This window comes from Caballeronia sp. INML3B, from assembly GCF_023631305.1.
GTDB classification, from domain to species: domain Bacteria; phylum Pseudomonadota; class Gammaproteobacteria; order Burkholderiales; family Burkholderiaceae; genus Caballeronia; species Caballeronia turbans.
Map to the genome: position 1 here is coordinate 1 of NZ_JALQDI010000015.1, position 21,509 is coordinate 21,509.

A 21,509-nucleotide genomic window follows, 5' to 3' on the forward strand; every position below is an offset into this window, starting at 1 on the left:
ATTTACTCCATCCAAAGATGGAAAAACCTTCCTCTGATACTTCGTGTGAGACTCTTGATACTTTCGCTATATCCAGCCCCGAAGAACCAGACCGCACCCAACATCAAGCGCCCACACTTATCGGCTGTTAGTTTTTAAAGAGCACATCGCAAGACCCCTACCTCACCTTCTGTCTTGCGCCGCTGCATCAGCAGCAGAGAAACGAGATTATGAACAACATTTCGGTTCGTGTCAACAAGAATTCGACGCTTTCCGTTCTTGCCAACCGCGCTCAGAGCCTTCTACCGCTTACTCCGAGCACACCACCGATACCGCCTCTACTCTCGCTTCCTTCGCGTTCATCGAATCGCGAAGGAACGGAATTCTAGTGAGTGAACCTCAGCTTCGCAAGAGGAATGCAAAAAAATAGTTCGACGCTCCGAATGCCTCGCCGCGCGTGAATCGACCTACTGCAACGTCGCACGATAAAAGCATCGTCCGAGCGACTACAATTAAAGGTTCACCGCACCAATTACTCTTGTATCCATATGCGCTCGCGAATCGCAAAACGTATTCCCCCGGATGCCGACAAGCTCGTCAGCCTCTCCCTCGCGCTCTTCGCGTCCGGTAGCCGTGTCGAGGATCGATTCTGGGAAGCTCGCCTCGACAGCCTCATCGTCAAGCTCGTGCGTAACGGCAATCAGACGACGCTCGACGCCGCGCTCGACCATCTGCAGCAAAACCATCCGGACGCCTATGGAGCGCTCGCCGATATGGCCGAGACGCATAGCGAGTCATTCAAGGTCGACATCGACGGCGCACCCCACGAAGCATTGCTTATTTCCGCGCCGGTGCTCGCGTGGACGCGCTACGCGATTCCGTCGGGGGCGCTGAAAGGCGAAGCCGTCGATGCCCTGCGCACGCAAATGCAGGCGCATGTCCTCGCAGCAGACGCGCGCGTCGCTGTCGCGCCCTATCTCTATAGCATCGATCAATTACCGCGACACCACGTGGATACCGCGCGCCTCGCGCAACAGTTGTTGCAGACGGTTTTGAACGGTAGCGTCGCGCGTCTGAACCTGTCCGATCTTCCGGAAACCTCGCCGATTCTCGCCGACCCGCGATTCCTGCTGGCGCTAGTCGTCGTACCGGCCGGCACGGCGTTCTTCCGCTGGCAAGAGGACGAAAACGGCAGCCGCGTCGAACGCGGTCAATGCCTCGAGCAGTGGGCCGCTCAAGGCGGACCGAGTTTCGCCGCCATCCTGCCTGGTTGCGAATTCGAGTGCCTGCTTCCCGACGCCTACTACTCGGCCTGCCGCGATGCCGACGAGCAGGTTCGTCCGCACACCGTGCGCACCGCCGTCCGGTATCTGTTCGACACACTCGGCACCGCGCCTCAGGATTTACGGGCGGTCATCGCGGGCTTCGGCGAGCGCCGTATTGACGAATACCGCATTGGTTTCACGCGGCGCGGCAGCAACGATGTGATCTACGGGGTCGTATGGCCACTCTACGGACGCGAAAACGGAGAGCTGGGGATGGACGAGGACGCGGTCGATCTCGAGGGCGCCAATGGCCCGGTCGAGGAAATTGTCGAGTTGCTGAAGAAAACGGGCGTCTCGGACGTTCGCCGCCACGCGGGACGCTTCGAGCCGGAGTTTTGCGACGACTGCGGTGTGCCACTCTACGCGGATCCGCTCGGTGAAATCGTTCATGCCGAGATGCCGGAGGATGCGGAGCCGGCGCAGCCTCATTTCCACTGAAAGCCGTCGAAAGAGCCGTTTTCGGCCAGGACGAACCCCGCTCCGTGCGGGGTTTTGTGTATTTAGGCCTATGCCATTCGGATAGGGGGCCAAATCAGCGCAAATTTGTCAATATAGCCACTGACGCCAACGTGTAAGCCGGCGTCGAGTCCCGAAGCTGAGGGCGACGGGTGTATTGACATGAGGTAAAGCATGATAATCAACATTATTGGTTCCGACGCGGAGCGCCGGGCGGGCCTTAAAACATTGCTGCGCCGTGTTGCGCGCCATGCGCAATTCACCGAGGCGAAGGATTGGAGGCAAGCCCGTTCCGCCTTGAAACGCTCCGAACCCGACATGACCGTGATCGACTGGGCGCCCGACCTGCGTACCAGCGACCTACGGATTCTGCTGGACGAAGCGCCCCGCGTGCCCGCGGCGATCATGGTCGATCGCTGCGGTGCCGCGCTGGTCTACGCGCTAATGAGCGTCGGCGCAATGGGCGTGATCCCGCGCGCGCTCGATCCAATCCTGATCCTGCGCGCGCTGGAGATGGTGCTCGTCGGCGGCCATTACATTCCGCCCGACGTAGTCGACCCCGAACTGACGCTCGAGTTCACCGCTCGCCGTGCTCGGGACGTCGCCACACTGCCGCACAGGATCCGCCACCATCCGGCTCTGTCGCCCCGACAGCAGCAGATCATGCGCTGCGTGCACATGGGCAGCACGAACAAGATGATCGCGAAGACGCTCGGCATCAGCGAAGGCACGGTGAAGATCCACCTTGCAAGCATCTTCCAGCAACTGGGCGCGACGAACCGCGCCGCCGCAGTCGCGATCTACAACGGCGTGCAGAACTCGCATCTCGAAATCCTGCGCAGCGGAAGCGAGAAACCCGTGCGTGCCGTCGCAGGGCAGCCAGGCGTTATCCCGCTACGCCGGCCACGGACGCGCTATCCGTCGCTTCTCGACAATGACGCGGCCGCGCTCCCGATGGCCGCCGAGCCTGAATCGACGTTCTAGCAACAATACAGGCAAACGGGTTCGTCCTTTGCGCACACGTTTTACGCGCAACGAGTAATATGCAAGGCATGGGGTTCTTCTACACACCGCTCCCGCTTTGGCTTACCGTCGGCGGCTGGATCGTCGCCACGGGAGTGCTCGCGCTCGCGCTGCTGCAGCGACCTTTCGCTCGTCTGCAAGACGCCACGCTGCAGAACGTGTGGCTCGGCATCATCGTCGCGGTGTCGGTGCTGTGGGCATGTAATGCATGGTTCGATGACGGACCCGTCATCCATCTCTTGGGCGCAACGCTGATGGTCACGTTGTTCGACTGGCGCCTCGCGCTCATCGGAACAGCAGCGACCACGGGCCTCGCCGCGGTCGTTCTCGATGCGTCGTGGCTCTCGGTGGCGACCACCTATCTTCTCTTCGGGGCACTGCCGGTCGCGGTATCGACCCTGCTGCAGCGTCTGAGCAACGCCTGGTTGCCGCGCAATTTTTTCACCTTCATCGCCGGGCACGGATTCATCACTTCGGGTGCGGCGGTCGCGGCGGCATGCGGCGCGACCGTACTGCTCGAGATGGCGCTCGCCAGCGGGCCGTTCGTCGTACCTCCGGCGTTCACGCGAGGCTCGCTGCTGCTCGTTGCAGGAGAAGCGCTCTTCACCGGTCTGCTCACCATCCTGATTGCTGTTTACAAACCAGCGTGGATCACCACATATGACGTGCGCCGCTATCGCCTCGATCGCGGTCCGCGCGTCTGAGTCTCGCGAACCCTACCTGCCTCGTGCAATGCAGAACCCCGGATATCGGATTCCGGGCGATGGGCGCGCGCACAAAGTACGATAAGATTGAACTCCTTCCCCACACGGCGCATCTTACTTGCCCGTGTCTTCTTAGCGCCAGACTTGATGGAACGTAACTACGCACCGCGCCGGCTCCTGCGGCTCGTCGGCCGGTTGGCGGTATGCGCATCACTAACATGCGCGGTGTCCGCTTTTGCCGATTCGCTCGACGAGCGCAACGAACTGATTCACCACTTCGTCACCGACTTCAAGGCCAACCCGCTTGTCGCGGATTGCGCCGCGCATGGCAACTTCATCGCCAGCACGTCTTCGGCATTCGATCACGTCGAATTCCCGCCCAACTCGTTCGATGCCGCGCATTCCGCGATCGAGCCATGGAACGATTCGTTCGACGAAAAGAAGCAGCGAATCAAAGTGGACAACGTGGTGACCGTCGAAGGTCAGGGCATGCCGAAGAACGGCGAGCGCGATCCCACTCCGCTCAAGTTCCGCTGCGGCTACGTCGGCAGCCAGATGCTTGCCTTTGGCTGGAACGATCCCGTGCCCGCGTTGCGCCCGCGCGCCGAGCCGCACTCGACGCAAAGCGCTAAGGGTAAGCACGGCGCGAAAACAAAGGCGAGCGCGGGCAAGACGAAGAGCACGTCGAAGTCTTCGGGCAAGTCGACGAAGAAGACGACCAAGAAGCACTAGCCGATACCTTCACTGCGAAGAAGACACCATCAAAAAGGGCGTGGCCGCATGAAGCGGCCACGCCCTTTTTACATCAGCGTCAGATCGCCGGCCGTCAGGCGGCAAACGACTGCAGATGCCACAGAATCGCCTGAAGCATCGATGCACCGAGCGCCGCGCTACGCGCGCCGTTCCAGCCGACGCTCTCATCCGGCAAGTTCGCGTTGTCCTTGAACGGCATTTCCAGCGTGAGCGACAGACACTTGTACTCGTTGCCGATGTACTTCGACGCGAGCTTGAGCGCATCCGACTGATACTTGCTCGACTCGTAGCCGTACACGTCCTGGAAATCGGGGCTCGCCTGCTTGAAGAATTCGACGAATGCCTTCTGCTCCTCTGCCTGTTGCGCGGTGAAGCCCGGCAGCATCTCCGATCCTGCGACGAAGACATAGGGAATGGCTTCGTCGCCGTGGATATCGAAGAACAGATCGCAGCCCGTCTCCGCAATGGCCTCGCGCACAGCGAGCACCTCCGGGCTGCGTTCCGCGCTCGGCTCCATCCATTCGCGATTCAGGTTCGCGCCCGCGGCGTTCGTGCGCAGGTTGCCGAGCACGCTTCCATCCGGATTCATGTTCGGCACGATATGAAAGATGGCCCGCTCGAAGAGCGCGCGTGCGACCGGATCGCCCGCCCAGTCGCCGAAGCCCGCGAGACGCTTCACGAGCCCTTCGACGAACCATTCCGCCATCGTCTCGCCCGGATGCTGGCGCGCGATGATCCAGACTTTTTTCTTCGGCTCGGCGTCACCGAAGTCCGGGATGCCGAGCGAGAGCACCGACATCGGGCGGCCCTGCACGGTGCTGCCGAGCTCGGTCAGCGTTGCGAGCGGCATCTGCTGAACCGCGCCGAGAAATTCCGAGTGGCGCTCCTCACTGTACGGCTCGAAGTACGCGTAGTAGATACGGTCGAAGTCCGGCGTGTGATCGATCTTCATCACCTGGCCGTCGTACTCGGTCGACACGCGGAACCAGTTCACGCGGTCATAGCTCGCGACGGCTTCATAGTTGCGCCAGCCTTCCGGGAACGCGCACTGCGCCGCATTCTCGAAAGTCATCACGAGACGCTCGCCGCGCGCGCCGGATACGCGAAAGTAGAACCATTGCGCGAAATCGGCATGCGAGTCGGGCCGGATGCGCAGCCGAATGTCCGCGGGATCGTCGGCGTTGAGGACTTCGATCGCGCCCGCGTCGAAGTTGCTTGAAATGGAAAGTGTCATCTGCGTTTCCTTGCGTGCTTGCCGCGCGGGCCTCATTCCCCGGTGCGGCGACGAAATACGTATGTCGTGTCGTTCGACGCCTTCGGGTCGAACTTGTAGCCTTCGCTGTCGAAGCTTTTCAGCGCGTCCGGCTCGTCGATGCGGTTCTCGACCGCATAGCGCGCCATCAGACCGCGCGCGCGCTTCGCGTGAAAGCTGATGATCTTGTAGCGGCCGCCCTTCCAGTCTTCGAAAACGGGCGAGATAACGGGAGCCGTGAGCAGTTTCGGCCTGACCGACCTGAAGTATTCTTCCGACGCGCAATTCACCAGCACGCGCGCGCCGCGCTGCTTTTTCAGGTGTTCGTTGAGCGCCGCGGTAATGCGATCGCCCCAGAAAGCGTAGAGATCCTTGCCGCGCGCATTCGGGAATTTCGTGCCCATCTCCAGACGATACGGCTGCAGCAGGTCGAGCGGGCGCAGCAAGCCGTACAGCCCCGACAGCACGCGCACGTGGTTCTGCGCGAAGTCGAGATCGCCCGCCGAGAGCGTCTTCGCGGCGAAACCTTCGTAGACGTCGCCGTTGAACGCGAGCACCGCCTGCTTCGAATTGCGCGTATCGAAAGTCGTCGACCAGTCTGCGTAGCGCTGAAAATTCAGCGCCGCGAGCTGATCCGAAATGCCCATCATGCCGCCGATCTGCTGCGGCGAGAGTTCGCGCAGTCCGTCGATCAACTCGGCGGCGTCATCGACGAACTGGGGCAGCGTGTGCTTCCTGATATGGGCAGGCGTCTCGTAGTCGAGCGATTTGGCGGGAGAGAGAACGATTATCATGGAGGCTCGCCGGCACCCCGCCGGCGATCATTGGCATAAACCCCAGATTGTATCGAATGGACAATTCCGCCGCGCCGTTGCCATTGTCGCCGCCGATGCGCGTCGTGCTCGATTCGAATGTGTGGATCGACATCCTCGTATTCGACGACCCCGCTACGCGTCCCATCCACGCGGCCCTCGAAGCCCGCACGCTCGAAGCGCTGATCGACGCGCGCTGCCTGCGCGAGCTCACGCGCGTGCTCGACTATCCGCAGTTCGTGCGCATGGAGATCGACAAGGCAGCCGCGCTCGCGACCGTCACGCGACTGTCGACGCTCGTCGCCGCGACCATCGAAGAAGGCGAGCGAGCGCTGCCCAAATGCCGCGACCGCGACGACCAGAAGTTTCTCGAGCTCGCGCACGCGTCGGGCGCCGAATGGCTCGTCTCGAAAGATCGCGCGGTGCTGAAGCTCGCACGCCGCATCGCGCGCGACTTCGCCTTTCGCATCGCCGAACCGAAACCCTTCGTGCTCGAGTTAGAAGCACAGACGGCCATCGGCTGATGCTGTCTTAAAATAGCCGCGAGCCCTCTTCCACGTCCATATCATCATGAACGCCACGCACGAATTGCCGCCGACACCGCCCGAGCTTTCTTTCCCGTCGCGTCTGCCCAATGTGGGCACGACCATCTTCACCGTGATGAGCGCGCTCGCGACGCAAAAAGGCGCGGTGAATCTCGGTCAGGGTTTCCCCGATTTCGACTGCGATGCGCGCATCGTCGATGCGGTCGCCGGCGCGATGCGCGACGGCCACAATCAATATCCGCCGATGGCGGGCGCCGCGCCCTTGCGCCAGGCGATCGCGCGCAAGATCGACGCGCTCTACGGCCGCGCCTATGACCCGGACACGGAGATCACCGTGACCGCCGGCGCGACGCAGGCGCTGCTCACGGCCATCCTGTGCTGCGTGCATCCGGGCGATGAAGTCATCGTCATCGAGCCGATGTACGACAGCTATGTGCCGTCGATCGAGCTCGCGGGCGGCAAGCCGGTGTTCGTGTCGCTCGAAGCGCCCGACTACTCGCTGCCCTTCGACAAGATCGCCGCCGCGATCACGCCGAAGACGCGGCTGCTGATGATCAACACGCCGCACAACCCGACCGGTCGCGTGTGGCGCGCCGAGGACATGAAAAAGCTCGAGGAGATCGTGCGCGACACCAACGTGCTGATCGTCTCCGACGAAGTCTACGAGCACATGGTCTACGACGGCGCACCGCACGAAAGCGTGTCGCGCTACCCGGAACTGGCCAAGCGCAGCTTCGTCGTGTCGAGCTTCGGCAAGACCTTTCACGTGACCGGCTGGAAAGTGGGCTACGTGGCCGCGCCCGCCGCGCTCACCGCCGAATTCCGCAAGGTGCACCAGTTCAACGTGTTCACGGTGAACACGCCGATGCAGATCGGCCTCGCGCACTATCTCGAAGATCCGAAGCCGTACCTCGAACTGCCGTCCTTCTATCAGAAGAAGCGCGACTTCTTCCGCGCGGGACTTGCGAACACGCGCTTCTCGCTTCTGCCTTGCGACGGCACGTACTTCCAGTGCGTCGATTACTCGAAGATCAGCGACTTGCCCGAAGCCGAGTTTTCGCAATGGCTCACGAGCGAAATCGGCGTGGCCGCGATTCCCGTGTCGGCGTTCTATCACGAGAGCCACGAATCGGGCGTCGTGCGCTTTTGCTTCGCGAAGAAAGAAGAAACGCTCGCGCTTGCGCTCGAACGTCTCGCCAGACTCTGAGCGACGGCGCCCCTGCCGAGCCGCATCGAACCCGACGCCACGCGCGTTCCCATCCCCGAGGAGCAGAACCGCATCATGAGCCAGCACGCATACAGGATCGAGACGCTCGGCATCGTCGGCAGCGGCGCGATGGGGCGCGGCATCGCGCAGATCGCGGCGCTCGGCGGGCTGAACGTGCATATCTACGACACGAATCCGAAAGCGCTCGCCGCCGCGCGCGAATATCTGTCGGACACGTTCGCGAAGCTCACCGCCAAGGGCAAGCTCAAGGAAGCCGACGCGCACGCGGCGCTCGCGCGCATCCGCGATGCGGGCGACACGAGCGAGCTGTCCGATTGCGACGCCATCGTCGAGGCGATCGTCGAGAACTTGGACATCAAGCGCGAATTATTCCGCGAACTCGAAGCCGTGGTCGGCGAGCATTGCATTCTCGCGTCGAATACCTCGTCGCTGTCGATCACCGCGATCGCCGCCGGCTGCGCGCATCCCGGGCGGGTCGCGGGCTTTCACTTCTTCAACCCCGTGCCGCTGATGCGTGTCGTGGAAGTCATCGACGGCCTGCGCGGCGATCCGCGCGCCGGCGATGCACTCATGGACCTCGCACGCCGCATGGGACACACGCCGGTGCGCGCGAAGGACATGCCGGGCTTCATCGTCAATCATGCCGGGCGCGGCATGAACACCGAGGGCCTGCGCGTGGCGAGCGAAGGCGTCGCGAGCTTCGCGGATATCGACCGCATCATGCGCGAGCAGGCGGGCTTTCGCCTCGGGCCGTTCGAGTTGCTCGATCTCACCGCGCTCGACGTCTCGCATCCGGTGATGGAATCGATCTATCACCAGTTCTATGAAGAGCCGCGCTTCAGGCCGTCGCCGATCACCGGCACGCGGCTCGCCGGCGGCCTCATCGGGCGCAAGGCGGGCGAAGGGTTTTATCGTTATGTCGACGGCAAGCAGGACATGCCGCCGGAACCCGCCGCGCCCACGCAACTGCCAACGCGCGTCTGGATAAGCCGGGCTTCGCACGCCGGACGCGAGGACGTGCTCAAGCTGATCGCCCGATGCGATTGCTCCGTGCATATAGACGCGGGCCACACGCCCGAGCCGGATTCGCTGATCCTCGCGACGCCGCTCGGCTTCGATGCGACGACCGCGGCCGTCAACGAACATCTCGATGCAACACGCGTCGTGGCCGTCGATACGCTTTTCCCGCTCGATACCGTCGCGCGCCGCACGATCATGACGACGCCCGCGACCGCGCCCGCCATGCGCGACGCCGCGCACGCCCTCTTCTCCTTCGACGGCGTGCCCGTCACCGTGATCCGCGATTCGACGGGCTTCGTCGCGCAGCGCGTCGTGGCGACGATCGTAAACATCGGCTGCGATATCGCGCAGCAAGGCATCGCCACGCCCGAGGACATCGATCTCGCGGTAATGCTGGGCCTCGGTTATCCGCGCGGCCCGCTCGCGCTCGGCGATGCCATCGGCGCGACGACCATCCTGACGATCCTGCGCAACATCCACGCCGTGCTCGGCGACCCGCGCTACCGGCCGGCGCCCTGGCTCACACGGCGGGCGCAGCTCGGACTTTCGCTTACCCATATCGAGGAGCTCAGATGAGCGCCGAACTACTGACCGACCGTCCCGCGGGCAGCGACACCACGCTCGTGCTCATGTTGTCCAATCCCGGCGCGCGCAACGCGCTGCATCCGGACATGTACGCCGCCGGCATCGAGGCGTTGAATACGGCGGAGCGCGACAACACCGTGCGCGCGATCGTGCTGACCGGCGCCGACAACTTCTTCTGCGCGGGCGGCAATCTGAATCGCCTGCTCGAGAACCGTGCGCAGGATCCGTCGGTGCAAGGCGCGAGCATCGACATGCTGGCGGAATGGATCAGCGCGCTGCGTGCATCGACAAAACCGGTGATCGCGGCGGTAGAAGGCGCGGCGGCGGGCGCGGGCTTTTCGCTTGCGCTCGCGTGCGATCTGATCGTCGCCGCCGACGACGCCAGGTTCGTCATGTCGTATGCGCGCGTCGGCCTCACGCCTGACGGCGGCGCTTCGTGGTTCCTGTCGCGCGCGCTGCCGCGCACGCTCGCGAGCGAAGTGCTGCTCGAAGCGAAGCCGATCGGCGCGGCGCGGCTGCATGAAGTCGGCGTCGTGAACCGGCTGACGAAAAAAGGCATCGCGCTCGATGCGGCCATCGCCTGGGCCGACGATCTCGGCAGCGTGTCGCCCAAAGCGATGGCGCGCATCAAGTCGCTGATCAACGCCGCCGACGTGCAGCCGCTCGACGCGCATCTCGACATGGAACGCGACAGCTTCGTCGATGCGCTCCATCACGGCGACGCGCTCGAAGGCATCACCGCGTTCCTCGAAAAGCGCCAGCCGAATTATCGTTAAGCCCATGGCTCATTACGAATTGCCCAGGCGCCGCCGCATCTTCCTGATGCGTCATGGCGACGTCACGTACTTCGACGACAGCGGCCGCGCGATCGATCCCGAAAGCGTCCCGCTCAACGAACGCGGACGCGAGGAAGCGAGCGCGGCGGGCCGCGAGTTCGCCGCGCAAAAGATTCGCTTCGATCGCGTGATCGTGAGCGGATTGCCGCGCACGGTGGAAACGGCGCGGCGGGTGCTCGCGGAAACGGGTCAATCGATCGACCCGGAAATCTGGCCCGAGTGGCAGGAAATTCGCGGCGGCAAACTCAAGGACCTCACGACGTCGGACATCGAGCGCGCGTTTCTTTCCGTGTTCGATGGCGTCGTGCCCGAAGAGACACGATTTCTCGGCGGCGAGACGATCGGCGAGTTGCTCGATCGCGCGCTGCCTGCGGTTGCGCGCCTGCGCGAGGACCGCTCGTGGGACACGGTGCTGCTCGTGCTGCATGGCGGCGTCAATCGCGCGCTGCTCTCGCACGCGATCACCGCCGGCGGCCGCGCGTTCTTCGGACATCTGTCGCAGGCGACGGGCTGTATCAACGCGCTCGACGTCGGCGACAAGTCCGGCGACTGGGTCGTGCACGCGATCAATCATTCGCCGCCGTCGCCGCTGCACGCCGACGTGCGCAACACGACGATGGAACTGCTCTATGCGCAGTTCGTTCGCTACAAGCCCGGCGACATGGACTGACGGCGCCGCGCAAAAACGGAGGAGACGATGCAGGACGAACAACAGAAGAAGCACTCCGATTTCTCCGCGTTCGAAGGAACGCGCCCGGTGCAGGACAACCAGCGTTTCGATGCCCATGCCCTTTCGACATGGCTCGCAGCGCATGTCGACGGCTTCGGCGGTCCGTTGACCGTCGAGCAATTCGCGGGCGGTCAGTCGAACCCGACGTTCAAGCTCGTCACGCCCGCCCGCAGCTATGTGATGCGCGCGAAGCCCGGACCCGCGGCGAAACTTTTGCCTTCCGCGCATGCAATCGAGCGCGAGTATCGCGTGATGGACGCGCTCGCATCCACCGATGTCCCCGTCGCGCGCATGCTCGCGCTGTGCGAGGACGAGAGCGTGATCGGCCGCGCGTTCTACGTGATGGAGTTCGTGCAGGGCCGCGTCCTCTGGGACCAGTCGCTGCCGGGCATGACGCCCGCCGAACGCGCCGCGATCTATGACGAAACGAATCGCGTGATCGCAGCACTTCATACGGTCGATGTCGAAGCCGCCGGGCTGTCGAGCTACGGCAAGCCGGGCAATTACTTCGAGCGGCAAATCGGGCGGTGGAGCAAGCAGTACGTCGCGTCGGAAACCGGGAAGATCGAGGCGATGAATCGCCTGATCGAATGGCTGCCGCAGCAGATTCCGCAGATGCAAGGCGCGCGCGTCAGTGTCGTGCATGGCGACTATCGGCTCGACAATCTCATCTTTCATCCGAGCGAGCCGCGCGTGCTTGCCGTGCTCGACTGGGAATTGTCGACGCTCGGCGATCCCCTCGCCGACTTCGCGTATCACTGCATGGCATGGCATGTCGATCCGTCGCAGTTTCGCGGCATCGCCGGGCTCGACTGGGCCGCGCTCGGCATCCCTGATGAAACCGCCTACGTGAAGCGCTACTGCGAACGCACGGGCTTCACGATCGAAGGCGACTGGAACTTCTATCTCGCCTACAACATGTTTCGCATCGCCGCGATCCTGCAAGGCATCATGAAGCGCGTCGTCGATGGCACGGCCGCGAGCGCGCAAGCCGTCGATGCGGGCAAGCGCGCGCGGCCGATGGCCGAACTTGCGTGGCAATACGCGCAGAAAGTCGGCCGATAAAAGCCAGGGAGACGAAAGGCATGAACTTCGACTACACGCCCAACGTGCAAGCATTGCGCGAAAGGCTGCTCGCGTTCTTCGATGCGCACATCTATCCGAACGAACGCGCTTACGCCGACGAAATCGCGACGAATCGCGCGGCGGGCAATGCATGGACGCCGACGCGACTGATCGAAGGCCTGAAGGAGAAGGCACGCGCCGAAGGACTCTGGAATCTCTTTCTGCCTGCATCGGAACGCGGCGCAGGCCTGACGAATCTCGAATACGCGCCGCTCTGCGAAATCATGGGCCGCGTGCCGTGGGCGCCGGAAGTGTTCAACTGCAGCGCGCCCGACACGGGCAACATGGAAACCATCGAGCGCTACGGCAGCGACGCGCAGAAGGCCCAATGGCTCGGACCACTGTTGCGCGGCGAAATCCGCTCGGCGTTTCTGATGACCGAGCCGGAAGTCGCCTCGTCGGATGCGACCAACATCCGGTGCAGCATCGTGCACGACGGCGACAGCTATGTCATCGACGGCCACAAGTGGTGGTCATCGGGCGCGGGCGATCCGCGCTGCAAGGTGTATATCGTGATGGGCAAGACCGACCCGCAAGCGCCCAGGCACGCGCAACAGTCGATGATTCTCGTGCCCGCCGATGCGACCGGCATCACGGTGCATCGGCCGCTGAATGTCTTCGGTTACGACGATGCCCCGCACGGCCACATGGACATCACGCTCGATAACGTGCGCGTGCCGTCGACGAACATGCTGCTGGGCGTTGGGCGCGGCTTCGAAATCGCGCAAGGCCGTCTCGGGCCGGGGCGCATTCATCATTGCATGCGCCTGATCGGACTCGCGGAACGCGCGCTGGAGCTGATGACGAAGCGCACGCTCGGGCGCGTCGCGTTCGGCAAGCCGATCGCGCACCACGGCGTGACGCAAGAGCGCATCGCCGAGGCGCGCATCATGATCGAGCAGGCTCGGCTTCTGACGCTCAAGGCCGCATACATGATGGACACCGTCGGCAACAAGGGCGCGCGCGGCGAGATCGCGATGATCAAGGTCGTGGCGCCGAACGTCGCGTGTCAGGTCATCGACTGGGCGATCCAGGCGCATGGCGCGGGCGGCGTCTGCGACGACTTTCCGCTCGCATATGCGTATGCGTCGGCCCGCACGCTGCGGCTCGCCGACGGCCCCGACGAAGTGCATCGCAACGCCATCGCGAAACTGGAGTTCGGCAGATACGCCGACGTCTGAAGAATCTAGAACGCGTGCCGCGTGATGAACTCCGCGACGCACGCGGGCTTATCGGCGCCTTCGCATTCGACCGTGACGAGCCAGGTCACCTGCACGCTGCCCGCTTCGACTTCGACCGCCTGGGCGATCGCAAAGACCGCGCGCAGACGTACGCCGACGCGCACGGGCGAGATGAAGCGCACCCGATTCATGCCGTAGTTCACGCCGATGCGCGCGGCGAGCGGCACGCATTGCAGAAGCCACATCGGTACGAGCGAGAGCGTGAGAAAGCCGTGCGCGACGGTGCCGCCGAACGGCGACTCCCGCCCGGCGCGTTCTGCATCGACGTGGATCCATTGATGATCGTCGGTGGCGTCGGCGAAGCGGTTCACGCGCGCCTGATCGATCGTCGTCCATTCGCTTTCGTAGCGTGCGACGCCCGCCGCCGCGAACACATCCGCGACGCTCTTCAGCGACGCGACACTCATGCCTGCGCACCCGGATTGCGCAGGCCGAAGAGCGCGGCCGAATCCACCGTGAGCACGAGTTCGCCGTGCTGGTTGTGGGCTTCCCAGCGCGTCTGCACGATACCGCGATCCGGCTTGCTCTTCGACACGCGCTTGTCGAGCACGCGCACGGTGAGCCGTACCGTATCGCCGACGCGCACGGGCTTGATCCAGCGGATGTTATCGAGGCCGGGCGAGCCCATCGAGGTCGAATCGGCGATCATGTCGCGCACGAGGATGCCCATCATCGCGGAACACGTGTTCCAGCCGCTCGCGACGAGTCCGCCGAAATGCGACGCTTCGCCCGCCGCTTCCGACAGGTGAAAAGGCTGCGGATCGTAACGCTCGGCGAATCCGACGATCTCTTCTCTCGTGAACGTATGCGCGCTCAGCTGAACGGCGCTGCCGATATCGAAATCCTCATAAGCGTATGTCATGCAAAAGCTCCTCGATGGGCGTCAGTCTTCGGTAACGGAAAAAGTGGGAAGCGCTGCGAAGCGCGCGAGATGATGATCGACATCGCCGAGCGTCGTCTCGATGATCGACAGGCGCTTGAACCAGTGCGCCGCGGGCAGTTCGTTGGTCATGCCCATGCCGCCGTGCAACTGCACCGCCTGTTGCCCGACGAAGCGCGCGGCCTGACCGACGCGCGCCTTCGCCGCCGAGACGGCTTGCGCGCGTGTCACGGCATCGTCGCTCGCGTAACGCGCGGCGGCCAGATAGGTGATCGAGCGCGCTTGCTCCGTGTGGATCAGCATGTCGACCATGCGATGCTGCAGCGCCTGAAAGCGCGCGATCGGCATGCCGAACTGCTGGCGCGCCTTCGTATAGTCGACGGTCGCGCGATTGAGCGCATCGAGTGCGCCGAGCGCTTCCGCGCAGAGCAGAAACGTCGCGTAGTCGGCGATGCGCCCGAAAGTCGCGGCGCCCGTATCGCGGCCAGCAAGGCGCGTCGCGGGTGTTGCGTCGAAGGTGAGCGTCGCGGCGCGTTGCCCGTCGATCGTGCGGTACTCGGTGATGCCGACGTTCGCCGCATCCTTCCCGACGATGAACAGCGCCACTTCGCCTTCCACGCGCGCCGGCACGATCCAGTAATCGGCCTGCGCGCCGTGCTGGACCATCGACTTCGTGCCAGCCAGCGTGAAGCGCTCGCCTTCGCCGCTCGCGATCGTGCGCAGATCGAAGAGATCGTATCGCGCATGCGGCTCGTGGAACGCGACCGAAAGACGTATCTCGCCGCGCGCGGCACGTTCGAGCAATTCGCCCGCGATCGCACTGCCCTTGTGCGCACCGAGCCGCAGCGCTTCGATACCCGCAGCCGTCGCCCAATACGGTTCGACGACGAGTGCACGTCCGAGCTCCTGCATCACGACGAGCATGTCGACCGGACCGCCGTCGAAGCCGCCGTGCGCTTCCGGAACGGGCAGCGCGAGCAAACCGAGTCCGGCGAACGCGCGCCAATGTTTTTCATCGGCGCCCGCCTCCGACGCGACGATCTTCTGCCGCGCATCGAACGCATATTCCTTGTCAAGATAACGGCGCAGCGCATCGCGGAACTGTTGCTGTTCATCGCTGAAAGTGAAGTCCATGCGCGCTCCTCAAAGTCCCAGAATCATCTGCGCGATGATGTTCTTTTGAATCTCGTTCGAGCCGCCGTAGATCGATGTCTTGCGGAAGTTGAAGTAGTACGCTGCGAGCGGCGCGGCATCGTCGTCGCCCGTGACGCTATGCGGACGCTCGCCTTCGAGGAATGCGGGATCGAAAGCGGCTGCCTGCGGGCCGATTGCTTCAACCATCAGCTCGGTCAGCGCCTGCTGCACTTCGGTGCCCTTGATCTTCAGCATGGACGCTTCCGGACCCGGACCTTGGCCGCCCGCCTCGCTCGCGACCACGCGTTGAACCGTCACTTCGAGCGCCATTAATTCGATGTCGAGCGCGGCGATTTTCGCGGCGAAGAGCGGATCGTGCAGGAGCGGCTTGCCGCCTTTGTTGCGGTTCAACGCGAGTCGCTTGAGAAACAGCAACTCGCGCTTGGACTGCCCGACACGCGCGATGCCCGTGCGCTCGTGTCCGAGCAGATACTTTGCATAGGTCCAGCCGCGATTTTCCTCACCGACGAGATTGTCCGCCGGCACTTCGACGTCCTCGAAGAAGACCTCGTTGACTTCGTGATCCTCGTCGAGCGTGATGATGGGCCGCACGGTGATGCCCGGCGTCTTCATGTCGATCAGAAGAAACGAGATGCCTTCCTGCTTCTTCGCTTCAGGGTCGGTGCGCACGAGGCAGAACATCATGTCGGCATGCTGGCCGAGCGTGGTCCAGGTCTTCTGCCCGTTCACGATGTAGTGCCCGCCGCGCCGCTCGGCGCGTGTGCGCAGCGAGGCGAGATCGGAACCCGAGCCGGGTTCCGAGTAGCCCTGGCACCACCAGTCGGTGCCGTCAAGGATGCGCGGGAGATAGCGGGATTTCTGAACAGCGCTGCCGTACTTCATCAGCACCGGCGCGACCATCGATACGCCGAAGGGCAGGACCATCGGCGCGCCGGCGCGGGCGCACTCCTCGTCCCAGATGTGTTGTTGCGTCACGTCCCAGCCGGGGCCGCCATATTCCTTCGGCCACGCGACCGCCGACCAGCCGCGCGCCGCGAGCAGCTTGTGCCAGCTCGTGTAATCGTCGCGGGTCAGACGCTTGTGATGGAGAACTTTTTCGCGCAGCGCGCCTGGGAGGCTGGCTTCGAGCCAGATGCGGACATCAGCGCGAAAGGCGTCGTCGGCGGGGGAATAACTGAGGTTCATGCGCGGTGTCTCCCTTATGGCCCGTTCAGGAGCCAGAAGACGCCGCGCTCAAGCCTTACTGCAGCGGCTCTTTCAAAGCTTCCGGAACAGGCAACGGCATCACGTCGATCCCTTCCTCGAGCAAGGCATGCGCGTCTTCGGGCGTCGTGATGCCGCGAATGTTGCGCGCCGGCGCCTCGTTGTAATGAATGCGCCGCGCCTCCTCGGCAAACCGCTCGCCCACGTTTTCGGTCTTCTCGATCAACTCCCGCATGAACTTCAAAGCGCGTGCCTGAAGTGCCGCCGCCTCGGGCGCGGCTTGCGCCTGCGTACGCTGCGGCGCCGCCTCGCCTCGCGCCGACGAAAGATTCAGGCGCGGCGCGGACGGCATGCGGCTCACGTCCGTCTCCGAGCAAACCGGACACGCAACCAGTTTGCGCGACAACTGCGACTCGAAGTCCTCGGTCGAGGCGAACCAGCCTTCGAACCGATGTTCGCGCGAGCACTTTAAATCGAGGACCTTCATGCTGATGGGGCTTCGTTGAAGTTTATCTCAAAGTCGCGATTTATGAACGATCGTTCCAAAATTCGGGCGAATGAGAACGATCGCCGGGCGACGAAATACCCATTCTAGCCTGTCAGCTCACTCGACGCTCTTGCTGACGCAAGAACGACAAAAGCGGCCCTCGGGGCCGCTTCTGCATGGATCAATCAGGCAACGCTCAGTCCGTGATCGTCTCGCCCAGCTTCCACTCGCCCGAACGGAGCTTCTCCAGCCAGAAGACGCCGATTATCGTCTTCACGTCGCTGATGCTGCCGTCCTTCACCCAGTTCAACAGTTGAACTTCATCGGCGATGAAGGTTTCGAGGAACTCGCCTTCGTCGAGCCTGGCATCGCCCGCTTGCAGGCCGCGCGCGAGATAGATGTCGATGAACTCGGTCGAATACGAAATCACCGGATGGATGCGCGTGAGGAACGTCCATTCGCGCGCGGTGTAGCCCGTCTCTTCCTGCAGCTCGCGCTTTGCGCACGTCAGCTCGTCTTCGTTGGGATCGAGCTTGCCCGCCGGAAATTCGAGCAGCACGCGGCCCACGGGATATCGGAACTGGCGTTCGAGCAGCACGCGGCCGTCGTCGAACACCGGCAGGATCATCACGGCACCCGGATGCTCGACGAATTCGCGCGTCGCGTGCTTGCCGTCGGGCAGTTCCACGGTATCGCGCTTCAACGTGAGGAATTTGCCCTCGTGCAACGTGACGCTTTCGACCTTCTTTTCGATGAGCCCGTCATCGTTGCCGGGAATCGAGGATTGATCTGCCATCTTGAGCCCTGTGCTTTCAAAGCAAACACGCCGCTGACGGCGAAAAACCGTCAGCGGCGTTTGACGAGATACTGATACGTGAAGCCCGGGAAGGCCAGCACGATGAAGAGACTGAAGGTAACGGCATAAAACTGCCATCCCTGATCAAATCGGTTGCCGGCGCGCGCTTCGAGCATGAAGCCAAGCGCGCCCACCACGAAGTAGAGAACGATCAGCTCGCCGATGCGAATCCACGCGCTCTTCTTCGCCGCCTTGCCTCCCGTCGACGCCGCAAGGCGCAACGGGGCGACGGCAAAGAGACGCTGATTCAGGAACGGCACATTCGCGAGAACGATCGCCAACAGGACGATGAACCAGCCTGCCGCCGACATTACAGGGGCAGCGTATGCGAGATCGCCGTCAGGCACGCCGTCATCAGCGGACCCGGCACGAGGCCGAGCACCAGCACGGCGAGACCGTTGAACGCGAGCAGCGAGCGGTTCAGGCCGCCGGCAACGATCGGCGATGCGTCTTGCGGCGCGTCGAAGTACATCAGCTTCACGACACGCAGGTAGTAGAACGCGCCCACGAGCGAGGTCATCACGGCGAGGACGGCGAGCCACGTGAGGCCGGCGTTCATCGTCGCTTCGAGCACGGCGAGCTTCGCGTAGAAACCGACCGTCGGCGGAATGCCGGCGAGCGAGAACATCATGATCATCATGACGAACGCGAATACCGGGCTGCGCTGGTTCAGACCTTTGAAGTCCTCGAGCATTTCGGCTTCGAAGTCGCGGCGCGCGAGCAGCATCACCACGCCGAACGTGCCGAGCGTCGTCACGAGATAGATGATGCTGTAGAACATCGCCGAGCTATACGCGCCGGCCGCGCCCGCCACCTTGCCGTCGACCACGCCAGCGAGCAAGCCGAGCAGCACGAAACCCATGTTGGAGATGGCTGAGTAAGCCAGCATCCGCTTGATGTTCTTCTGCACGATACCCGTGATGTTGCCGACGATAAGCGACAACGCCGCGAGAATCACGAGCATTTCTTGCCAGTCCACCGCGAACGGCAGCAGGCCCATCACGAGGAAGCGCAGGCCCCACGCGAAGGCTGCGACCTTCGGGCCGCCGCCGGTGAGCAGCGTCATCGCGGTCGGTGCGCCTTGATACACGTCAGGCACCCACATGTGGAACGGCACGGCGCCCATCTTGAAGGCGACACCCGCCACGACGAAGATCACGCCGAACAGCAGAACGGCATCGTTGATACGGCCCGAAGCGACGGCCTTCAGCACTTCGTTCAGCTCGAGCGAGCCGGTTGCGCCGTACAGCATCGAGATGCCGTACAGCAGGAAACCGGATGCGAGCGCGCCGAGCACGTAGTACTTCATCGCCGATTCATTTGCCTGCGGCGAATCCTTGCGCAGCGCGATGACCGCGTACAGCGACAGCGACATCAGTTCGAGGCCGAGATACAGCGTGAGGAAGTTGTTGCCCGAAATCATCACGCACTGCCCGAGCAGCGAGAACATGCCAAGCAGGAAGAAGTCGCCGCGGAACAGGCCGCGGTCTTCCAGATACTTCTTCGAATAGATGATCGACACCGCGTAGCCGAGACAGACCACCGCCTTCATCGCGCTCGCGAACGGATCGACGATATACATGCGCGTGAAGAAGTAATGCGGCGTCGGATCGAGCGCCGTGACGGCGAACCACACGCCGACGACGATCGTCGAGACGAGCGCGATCAGATACGTCGTGCCGCGGCTCTTCTCGCCGAACATCGTGTCGTTCAGCCAGGCCAGCACGACCGCGGCCATCAGGATCGCGTCAGGCCAAAGGGTACTCATAGAGGCGTTTTGCATGATCTTTTAGTTCCTCCGCACGACGTTACTGAGCCAGCGGCAGCTTGGACTGCGCGACGTGGGAGAGCAGGTTTGCCACGGATTCGTGCATCACATCGGTAAAGGGCTTCGGATGCAGGCCCATATACAGCGTGAAGAGTGCGAGCACGGCGAGCATCAGGAATTCGCGCTTGTTGATGTCCTTGAGCTTCGCGACGTGGTCGTTCGCAACCGCGCCGAAGTACACGCGCTTGTACATCCACAGCGTGTAGGCCGCGCCCAGAATCAGCGTGAACGTGGCGAGGAAGGCAATCCAGAAGTTGTACTTCACGGCCGCCAGAATCACCATGAATTCACCGACGAAGCCCGAGGTGCCCGGCAGACCGCAGTTGGCCATCGCGAAGAGCATCGCGAACGCGGCGAACTTCGGCATCGTGTTGACGACACCGCCGTAATCCGCGATCTGACGTGAGTGGACGCGGTCATAGAGCACGCCGATCGAAAGGAACATCGCGCCGGAGATGAAGCCGTGCGAGATCATCTGGATGATCGCGCCTTCGACGGCGAGCTGGCTCGACGGCCCGAACATGAAAAAGCCGAGCGTGACGAAGCCCATGTGCGCAATCGACGAATACGCGACGAGCTTCTTCATGTCAGCCTGCACCAATGCGACGAGACCGATGTAGATCACCGCGATCAGCGACAGCGTGATGACGACAGGAGCCAGGAAATGGCTCGCGTCCGGCGCGATCGGCAGCGAGAAGCGCAGGAAACCGTACGCGCCGAGCTTCAGCATGATCGCGGCCAGCACGACCGAGCCGCCCGTCGGCGCTTCCACGTGCGCGTCCGGCAACCACGTGTGCACCGGCCACATCGGCACCTTCACGGCGAACGCCAGGAAGAACGCGATGAAGAGCAGCACCTGCGGCGTCATGTCGAGCTTCGCGGCTTGCCACGTAGCGAGATCGAACGTATGCGTCTGCGTGTAGAGGTACAGCAACGCGACCAGCATCAGCAGCGAGCCGGCCAGCGTGTACAGGAAGAACTTGAACGCCGCATACACGCGATTCGGGCCGCCCCAGACGCCGATGATGATGTACATCGGGATCAGCGTGGCTTCGAAGAACACGTAGAACAGCAGGCCGTCCGCAGTCGAAAACACGCCGATCATGATGCCCGAGAGAATCAGGAACGCGGCCATGTACTGCGACACGCGTTCCGTGATCACTTCCCAACCGGCGATCACGACGATCACCGTGATGAGCGCGGTCAGCACGACGAACCACATCGAGATGCCGTCGACACCGAGGTGGTACGTGATGTTGAAGCGTTCGATCCAGTTCGACTGCTCGACAAACTGCAGCGCGGCCGTGGACGTATCGAAGCCGGTGATGAGCGGAATCGTGACGATCAGGCCGAGCACCGAGCCGATCAGCGCCACCCAGCGCGCGGGCGCCGGGTTCTGATCGTTACCAACTGCGAGTACCAGCAGGCCGAAAATGATCGGCAGCCAGATCGCGACACTGAGAATCGGAAAAGAGTGCATAGGATC

At 63.1% G+C, this 21,509-nt stretch carries 22 protein-coding genes; 11 read left to right on the forward strand and 11 right to left on the reverse strand.

From position 1 onward, the window contains the following. Nucleotides 1-527 precede the first annotated feature (527 nt). From NCS58_RS09085 to NCS58_RS09100, 4 genes are all read left to right on the forward strand, one after another. Nucleotides 528-1,742 carry a DUF2863 family protein gene (locus tag NCS58_RS09085; RefSeq protein ID WP_061119592.1) on the forward strand — a complete coding sequence of 405 codons (1,215 nt, stop codon included), beginning with the start codon at nucleotides 528-530 and terminating at the stop codon, nucleotides 1,740-1,742. 192 nt (nucleotides 1,743-1,934) lie between these two features. Next, nucleotides 1,935-2,744, forward strand: coding sequence for a response regulator transcription factor (locus NCS58_RS09090; RefSeq protein WP_061119593.1), 810 nt, complete (start codon nucleotides 1,935-1,937; stop codon nucleotides 2,742-2,744). A gap of 68 nt (nucleotides 2,745-2,812) precedes the next feature. Continuing rightward, nucleotides 2,813-3,487 carry an energy-coupling factor ABC transporter permease gene (locus tag NCS58_RS09095; RefSeq protein WP_250538393.1) on the forward strand — a complete coding sequence of 225 codons (675 nt, stop codon included), beginning with the start codon at nucleotides 2,813-2,815 and terminating at the stop codon, nucleotides 3,485-3,487. 147 nt (nucleotides 3,488-3,634) lie between these two features. Next, the gene (locus tag NCS58_RS09100; protein ID WP_061119594.1) at nucleotides 3,635-4,219 is read left to right on the forward strand and encodes a BspC domain-containing protein; all 585 of its coding nucleotides are present in this window, start codon (nucleotides 3,635-3,637) and stop codon (nucleotides 4,217-4,219) included. Nucleotides 4,220-4,313: 94 nt separating this feature from the next. On the opposite strand, the gene NCS58_RS09105 is transcribed toward NCS58_RS09100, so the two are convergent. Together NCS58_RS09105 and yaaA are read right to left on the reverse strand one after the other, a co-directional pair. Beyond that, on the reverse strand, nucleotides 4,314-5,474 hold the full coding sequence (locus NCS58_RS09105; protein ID WP_250476778.1) for a M14-type cytosolic carboxypeptidase: 1,161 nt from the start codon (nucleotides 5,472-5,474) through the stop codon (nucleotides 4,314-4,316). Between the two features lie 32 nt (nucleotides 5,475-5,506). Beyond that, a complete protein-coding gene (yaaA, locus tag NCS58_RS09110) occupies nucleotides 5,507-6,286 on the reverse strand; it encodes a peroxide stress protein YaaA (protein WP_061119595.1) in 780 nt (259 codons plus the stop codon). Nucleotides 6,287-6,342: 56 nt separating this feature from the next. Here yaaA and NCS58_RS09115 point away from each other — a divergent pair, with 56 nt between their 5' ends. From NCS58_RS09115 to NCS58_RS09145, 7 genes are all read left to right on the forward strand, one after another. Further along, nucleotides 6,343-6,828 carry a putative toxin-antitoxin system toxin component, PIN family gene (locus NCS58_RS09115; RefSeq protein ID WP_061119596.1) on the forward strand — a complete coding sequence of 162 codons (486 nt, stop codon included), beginning with the start codon at nucleotides 6,343-6,345 and terminating at the stop codon, nucleotides 6,826-6,828. A gap of 46 nt (nucleotides 6,829-6,874) precedes the next feature. Then, nucleotides 6,875-8,056 (forward strand): pyridoxal phosphate-dependent aminotransferase, encoded by a 1,182-nt coding sequence (locus NCS58_RS09120; RefSeq protein WP_250538279.1) that lies wholly within the window; start codon nucleotides 6,875-6,877, stop codon nucleotides 8,054-8,056. Between the two features lie 75 nt (nucleotides 8,057-8,131). Continuing rightward, complete coding sequence (locus NCS58_RS09125; RefSeq protein WP_250538280.1) at nucleotides 8,132-9,673, forward strand: 3-hydroxyacyl-CoA dehydrogenase; 1,542 nt, start codon at nucleotides 8,132-8,134, stop codon at nucleotides 9,671-9,673. Beyond that, nucleotides 9,670-10,458, forward strand: coding sequence for an oxepin-CoA hydrolase, alternative type (locus tag NCS58_RS09130; RefSeq protein ID WP_061119599.1), 789 nt, complete (start codon nucleotides 9,670-9,672; stop codon nucleotides 10,456-10,458). The genes NCS58_RS09125 and NCS58_RS09130 overlap by 4 nt, the downstream gene beginning before the upstream one ends. A gap of 4 nt (nucleotides 10,459-10,462) precedes the next feature. Next, complete coding sequence (locus NCS58_RS09135; RefSeq protein ID WP_061119600.1) at nucleotides 10,463-11,188, forward strand: histidine phosphatase family protein; 726 nt, start codon at nucleotides 10,463-10,465, stop codon at nucleotides 11,186-11,188. A gap of 27 nt (nucleotides 11,189-11,215) precedes the next feature. Beyond that, a complete protein-coding gene (locus tag NCS58_RS09140; RefSeq protein WP_061119601.1) occupies nucleotides 11,216-12,313 on the forward strand; it encodes a phosphotransferase in 1,098 nt (365 codons plus the stop codon). A 20-nt stretch (nucleotides 12,314-12,333) separates the two neighbouring features. Further along, nucleotides 12,334-13,554: an acyl-CoA dehydrogenase family protein gene (locus NCS58_RS09145; protein WP_250538281.1), complete on the forward strand. Its 1,221-nt coding sequence runs from the start codon at nucleotides 12,334-12,336 to the stop codon at nucleotides 13,552-13,554. Between the two features lie 5 nt (nucleotides 13,555-13,559). Here NCS58_RS09145 and NCS58_RS09150 read toward each other — a convergent pair whose 3' ends face one another. From NCS58_RS09150 to NCS58_RS09190, 9 genes are all read right to left on the reverse strand, one after another. Then, nucleotides 13,560-14,021 carry a MaoC family dehydratase gene (locus NCS58_RS09150; RefSeq protein WP_250538282.1) on the reverse strand — a complete coding sequence of 154 codons (462 nt, stop codon included), beginning with the start codon at nucleotides 14,019-14,021 and terminating at the stop codon, nucleotides 13,560-13,562. Next, complete coding sequence (locus tag NCS58_RS09155) at nucleotides 14,018-14,476, reverse strand: MaoC family dehydratase (RefSeq protein ID WP_061119604.1); 459 nt, start codon at nucleotides 14,474-14,476, stop codon at nucleotides 14,018-14,020. The genes NCS58_RS09150 and NCS58_RS09155 overlap by 4 nt, the downstream gene beginning before the upstream one ends. A gap of 21 nt (nucleotides 14,477-14,497) precedes the next feature. Next, the gene (locus NCS58_RS09160) at nucleotides 14,498-15,628 is read right to left on the reverse strand and encodes an acyl-CoA dehydrogenase family protein (protein WP_250538283.1); all 1,131 of its coding nucleotides are present in this window, start codon (nucleotides 15,626-15,628) and stop codon (nucleotides 14,498-14,500) included. A gap of 9 nt (nucleotides 15,629-15,637) precedes the next feature. Then, entirely contained in the window at nucleotides 15,638-16,834 is a 1,197-nt protein-coding gene (locus NCS58_RS09165) for an acyl-CoA dehydrogenase family protein (RefSeq protein ID WP_250538284.1), read from the reverse strand. A gap of 55 nt (nucleotides 16,835-16,889) precedes the next feature. Next, nucleotides 16,890-17,339, reverse strand: coding sequence for a DUF1178 family protein (locus tag NCS58_RS09170; protein ID WP_061119607.1), 450 nt, complete (start codon nucleotides 17,337-17,339; stop codon nucleotides 16,890-16,892). 196 nt (nucleotides 17,340-17,535) lie between these two features. Next, nucleotides 17,536-18,135, reverse strand: a complete 600-nt coding sequence (locus NCS58_RS09175; protein WP_250476785.1) for an NUDIX domain-containing protein — start codon at nucleotides 18,133-18,135, stop codon at nucleotides 17,536-17,538. Between the two features lie 50 nt (nucleotides 18,136-18,185). Continuing rightward, nucleotides 18,186-18,506, reverse strand: coding sequence for a DUF2818 family protein (locus NCS58_RS09180; protein WP_061119609.1), 321 nt, complete (start codon nucleotides 18,504-18,506; stop codon nucleotides 18,186-18,188). Further along, complete coding sequence (gene nuoN / locus NCS58_RS09185; protein WP_250476786.1) at nucleotides 18,506-19,963, reverse strand: NADH-quinone oxidoreductase subunit NuoN; 1,458 nt, start codon at nucleotides 19,961-19,963, stop codon at nucleotides 18,506-18,508. Before nuoN ends, NCS58_RS09180 begins: the two co-directional genes overlap by 1 nt. Before the next feature lie 40 nt (nucleotides 19,964-20,003). Continuing rightward, a complete protein-coding gene (locus NCS58_RS09190) occupies nucleotides 20,004-21,503 on the reverse strand; it encodes an NADH-quinone oxidoreductase subunit M (RefSeq protein ID WP_061119611.1) in 1,500 nt (499 codons plus the stop codon). Between the last annotated feature and the right edge of the window lie 6 nt (nucleotides 21,504-21,509).

Excerpts from the sequence above, each read along its gene's own strand:
- NCS58_RS09085 (WP_061119592.1), top strand. The coding sequence starts at position 528 with ATGCGCTCGCGAATCGCAAAACGTATTCCCCCGGATGCCGACAAGCTC.
- NCS58_RS09090 (WP_061119593.1), top strand. The coding sequence starts at position 1,935 with ATGATAATCAACATTATTGGTTCCGACGCGGAGCGCCGGGCGGGCCTT.
- NCS58_RS09095 (WP_250538393.1), top strand. The coding sequence starts at position 2,813 with ATGGGGTTCTTCTACACACCGCTCCCGCTTTGGCTTACCGTCGGCGGC.
- NCS58_RS09100 (WP_061119594.1), top strand. The coding sequence starts at position 3,635 with ATGGAACGTAACTACGCACCGCGCCGGCTCCTGCGGCTCGTCGGCCGG.
- NCS58_RS09105 (WP_250476778.1), bottom strand. The coding sequence starts at position 5,474 with ATGACACTTTCCATTTCAAGCAACTTCGACGCGGGCGCGATCGAAGTC.
- yaaA (WP_061119595.1), bottom strand. The coding sequence starts at position 6,286 with ATGATAATCGTTCTCTCTCCCGCCAAATCGCTCGACTACGAGACGCCT.
- NCS58_RS09115 (WP_061119596.1), top strand. The coding sequence starts at position 6,343 with ATGGACAATTCCGCCGCGCCGTTGCCATTGTCGCCGCCGATGCGCGTC.
- NCS58_RS09120 (WP_250538279.1), top strand. The coding sequence starts at position 6,875 with ATGAACGCCACGCACGAATTGCCGCCGACACCGCCCGAGCTTTCTTTC.
- NCS58_RS09125 (WP_250538280.1), top strand. The coding sequence starts at position 8,132 with ATGAGCCAGCACGCATACAGGATCGAGACGCTCGGCATCGTCGGCAGC.
- NCS58_RS09130 (WP_061119599.1), top strand. The coding sequence starts at position 9,670 with ATGAGCGCCGAACTACTGACCGACCGTCCCGCGGGCAGCGACACCACG.
- NCS58_RS09135 (WP_061119600.1), top strand. The coding sequence starts at position 10,463 with ATGGCTCATTACGAATTGCCCAGGCGCCGCCGCATCTTCCTGATGCGT.
- NCS58_RS09140 (WP_061119601.1), top strand. The coding sequence starts at position 11,216 with ATGCAGGACGAACAACAGAAGAAGCACTCCGATTTCTCCGCGTTCGAA.
- NCS58_RS09145 (WP_250538281.1), top strand. The coding sequence starts at position 12,334 with ATGAACTTCGACTACACGCCCAACGTGCAAGCATTGCGCGAAAGGCTG.
- NCS58_RS09150 (WP_250538282.1), bottom strand. The coding sequence starts at position 14,021 with ATGAGTGTCGCGTCGCTGAAGAGCGTCGCGGATGTGTTCGCGGCGGCG.
- NCS58_RS09155 (WP_061119604.1), bottom strand. The coding sequence starts at position 14,476 with ATGACATACGCTTATGAGGATTTCGATATCGGCAGCGCCGTTCAGCTG.
- NCS58_RS09160 (WP_250538283.1), bottom strand. The coding sequence starts at position 15,628 with ATGGACTTCACTTTCAGCGATGAACAGCAACAGTTCCGCGATGCGCTG.
- NCS58_RS09165 (WP_250538284.1), bottom strand. The coding sequence starts at position 16,834 with ATGAACCTCAGTTATTCCCCCGCCGACGACGCCTTTCGCGCTGATGTC.
- NCS58_RS09170 (WP_061119607.1), bottom strand. The coding sequence starts at position 17,339 with ATGAAGGTCCTCGATTTAAAGTGCTCGCGCGAACATCGGTTCGAAGGC.
- NCS58_RS09175 (WP_250476785.1), bottom strand. The coding sequence starts at position 18,135 with ATGGCAGATCAATCCTCGATTCCCGGCAACGATGACGGGCTCATCGAA.
- NCS58_RS09180 (WP_061119609.1), bottom strand. The coding sequence starts at position 18,506 with ATGTCGGCGGCAGGCTGGTTCATCGTCCTGTTGGCGATCGTTCTCGCG.
- nuoN (WP_250476786.1), bottom strand. The coding sequence starts at position 19,963 with ATGAGTACCCTTTGGCCTGACGCGATCCTGATGGCCGCGGTCGTGCTG.
- NCS58_RS09190 (WP_061119611.1), bottom strand. The coding sequence starts at position 21,503 with ATGCACTCTTTTCCGATTCTCAGTGTCGCGATCTGGCTGCCGATCATT.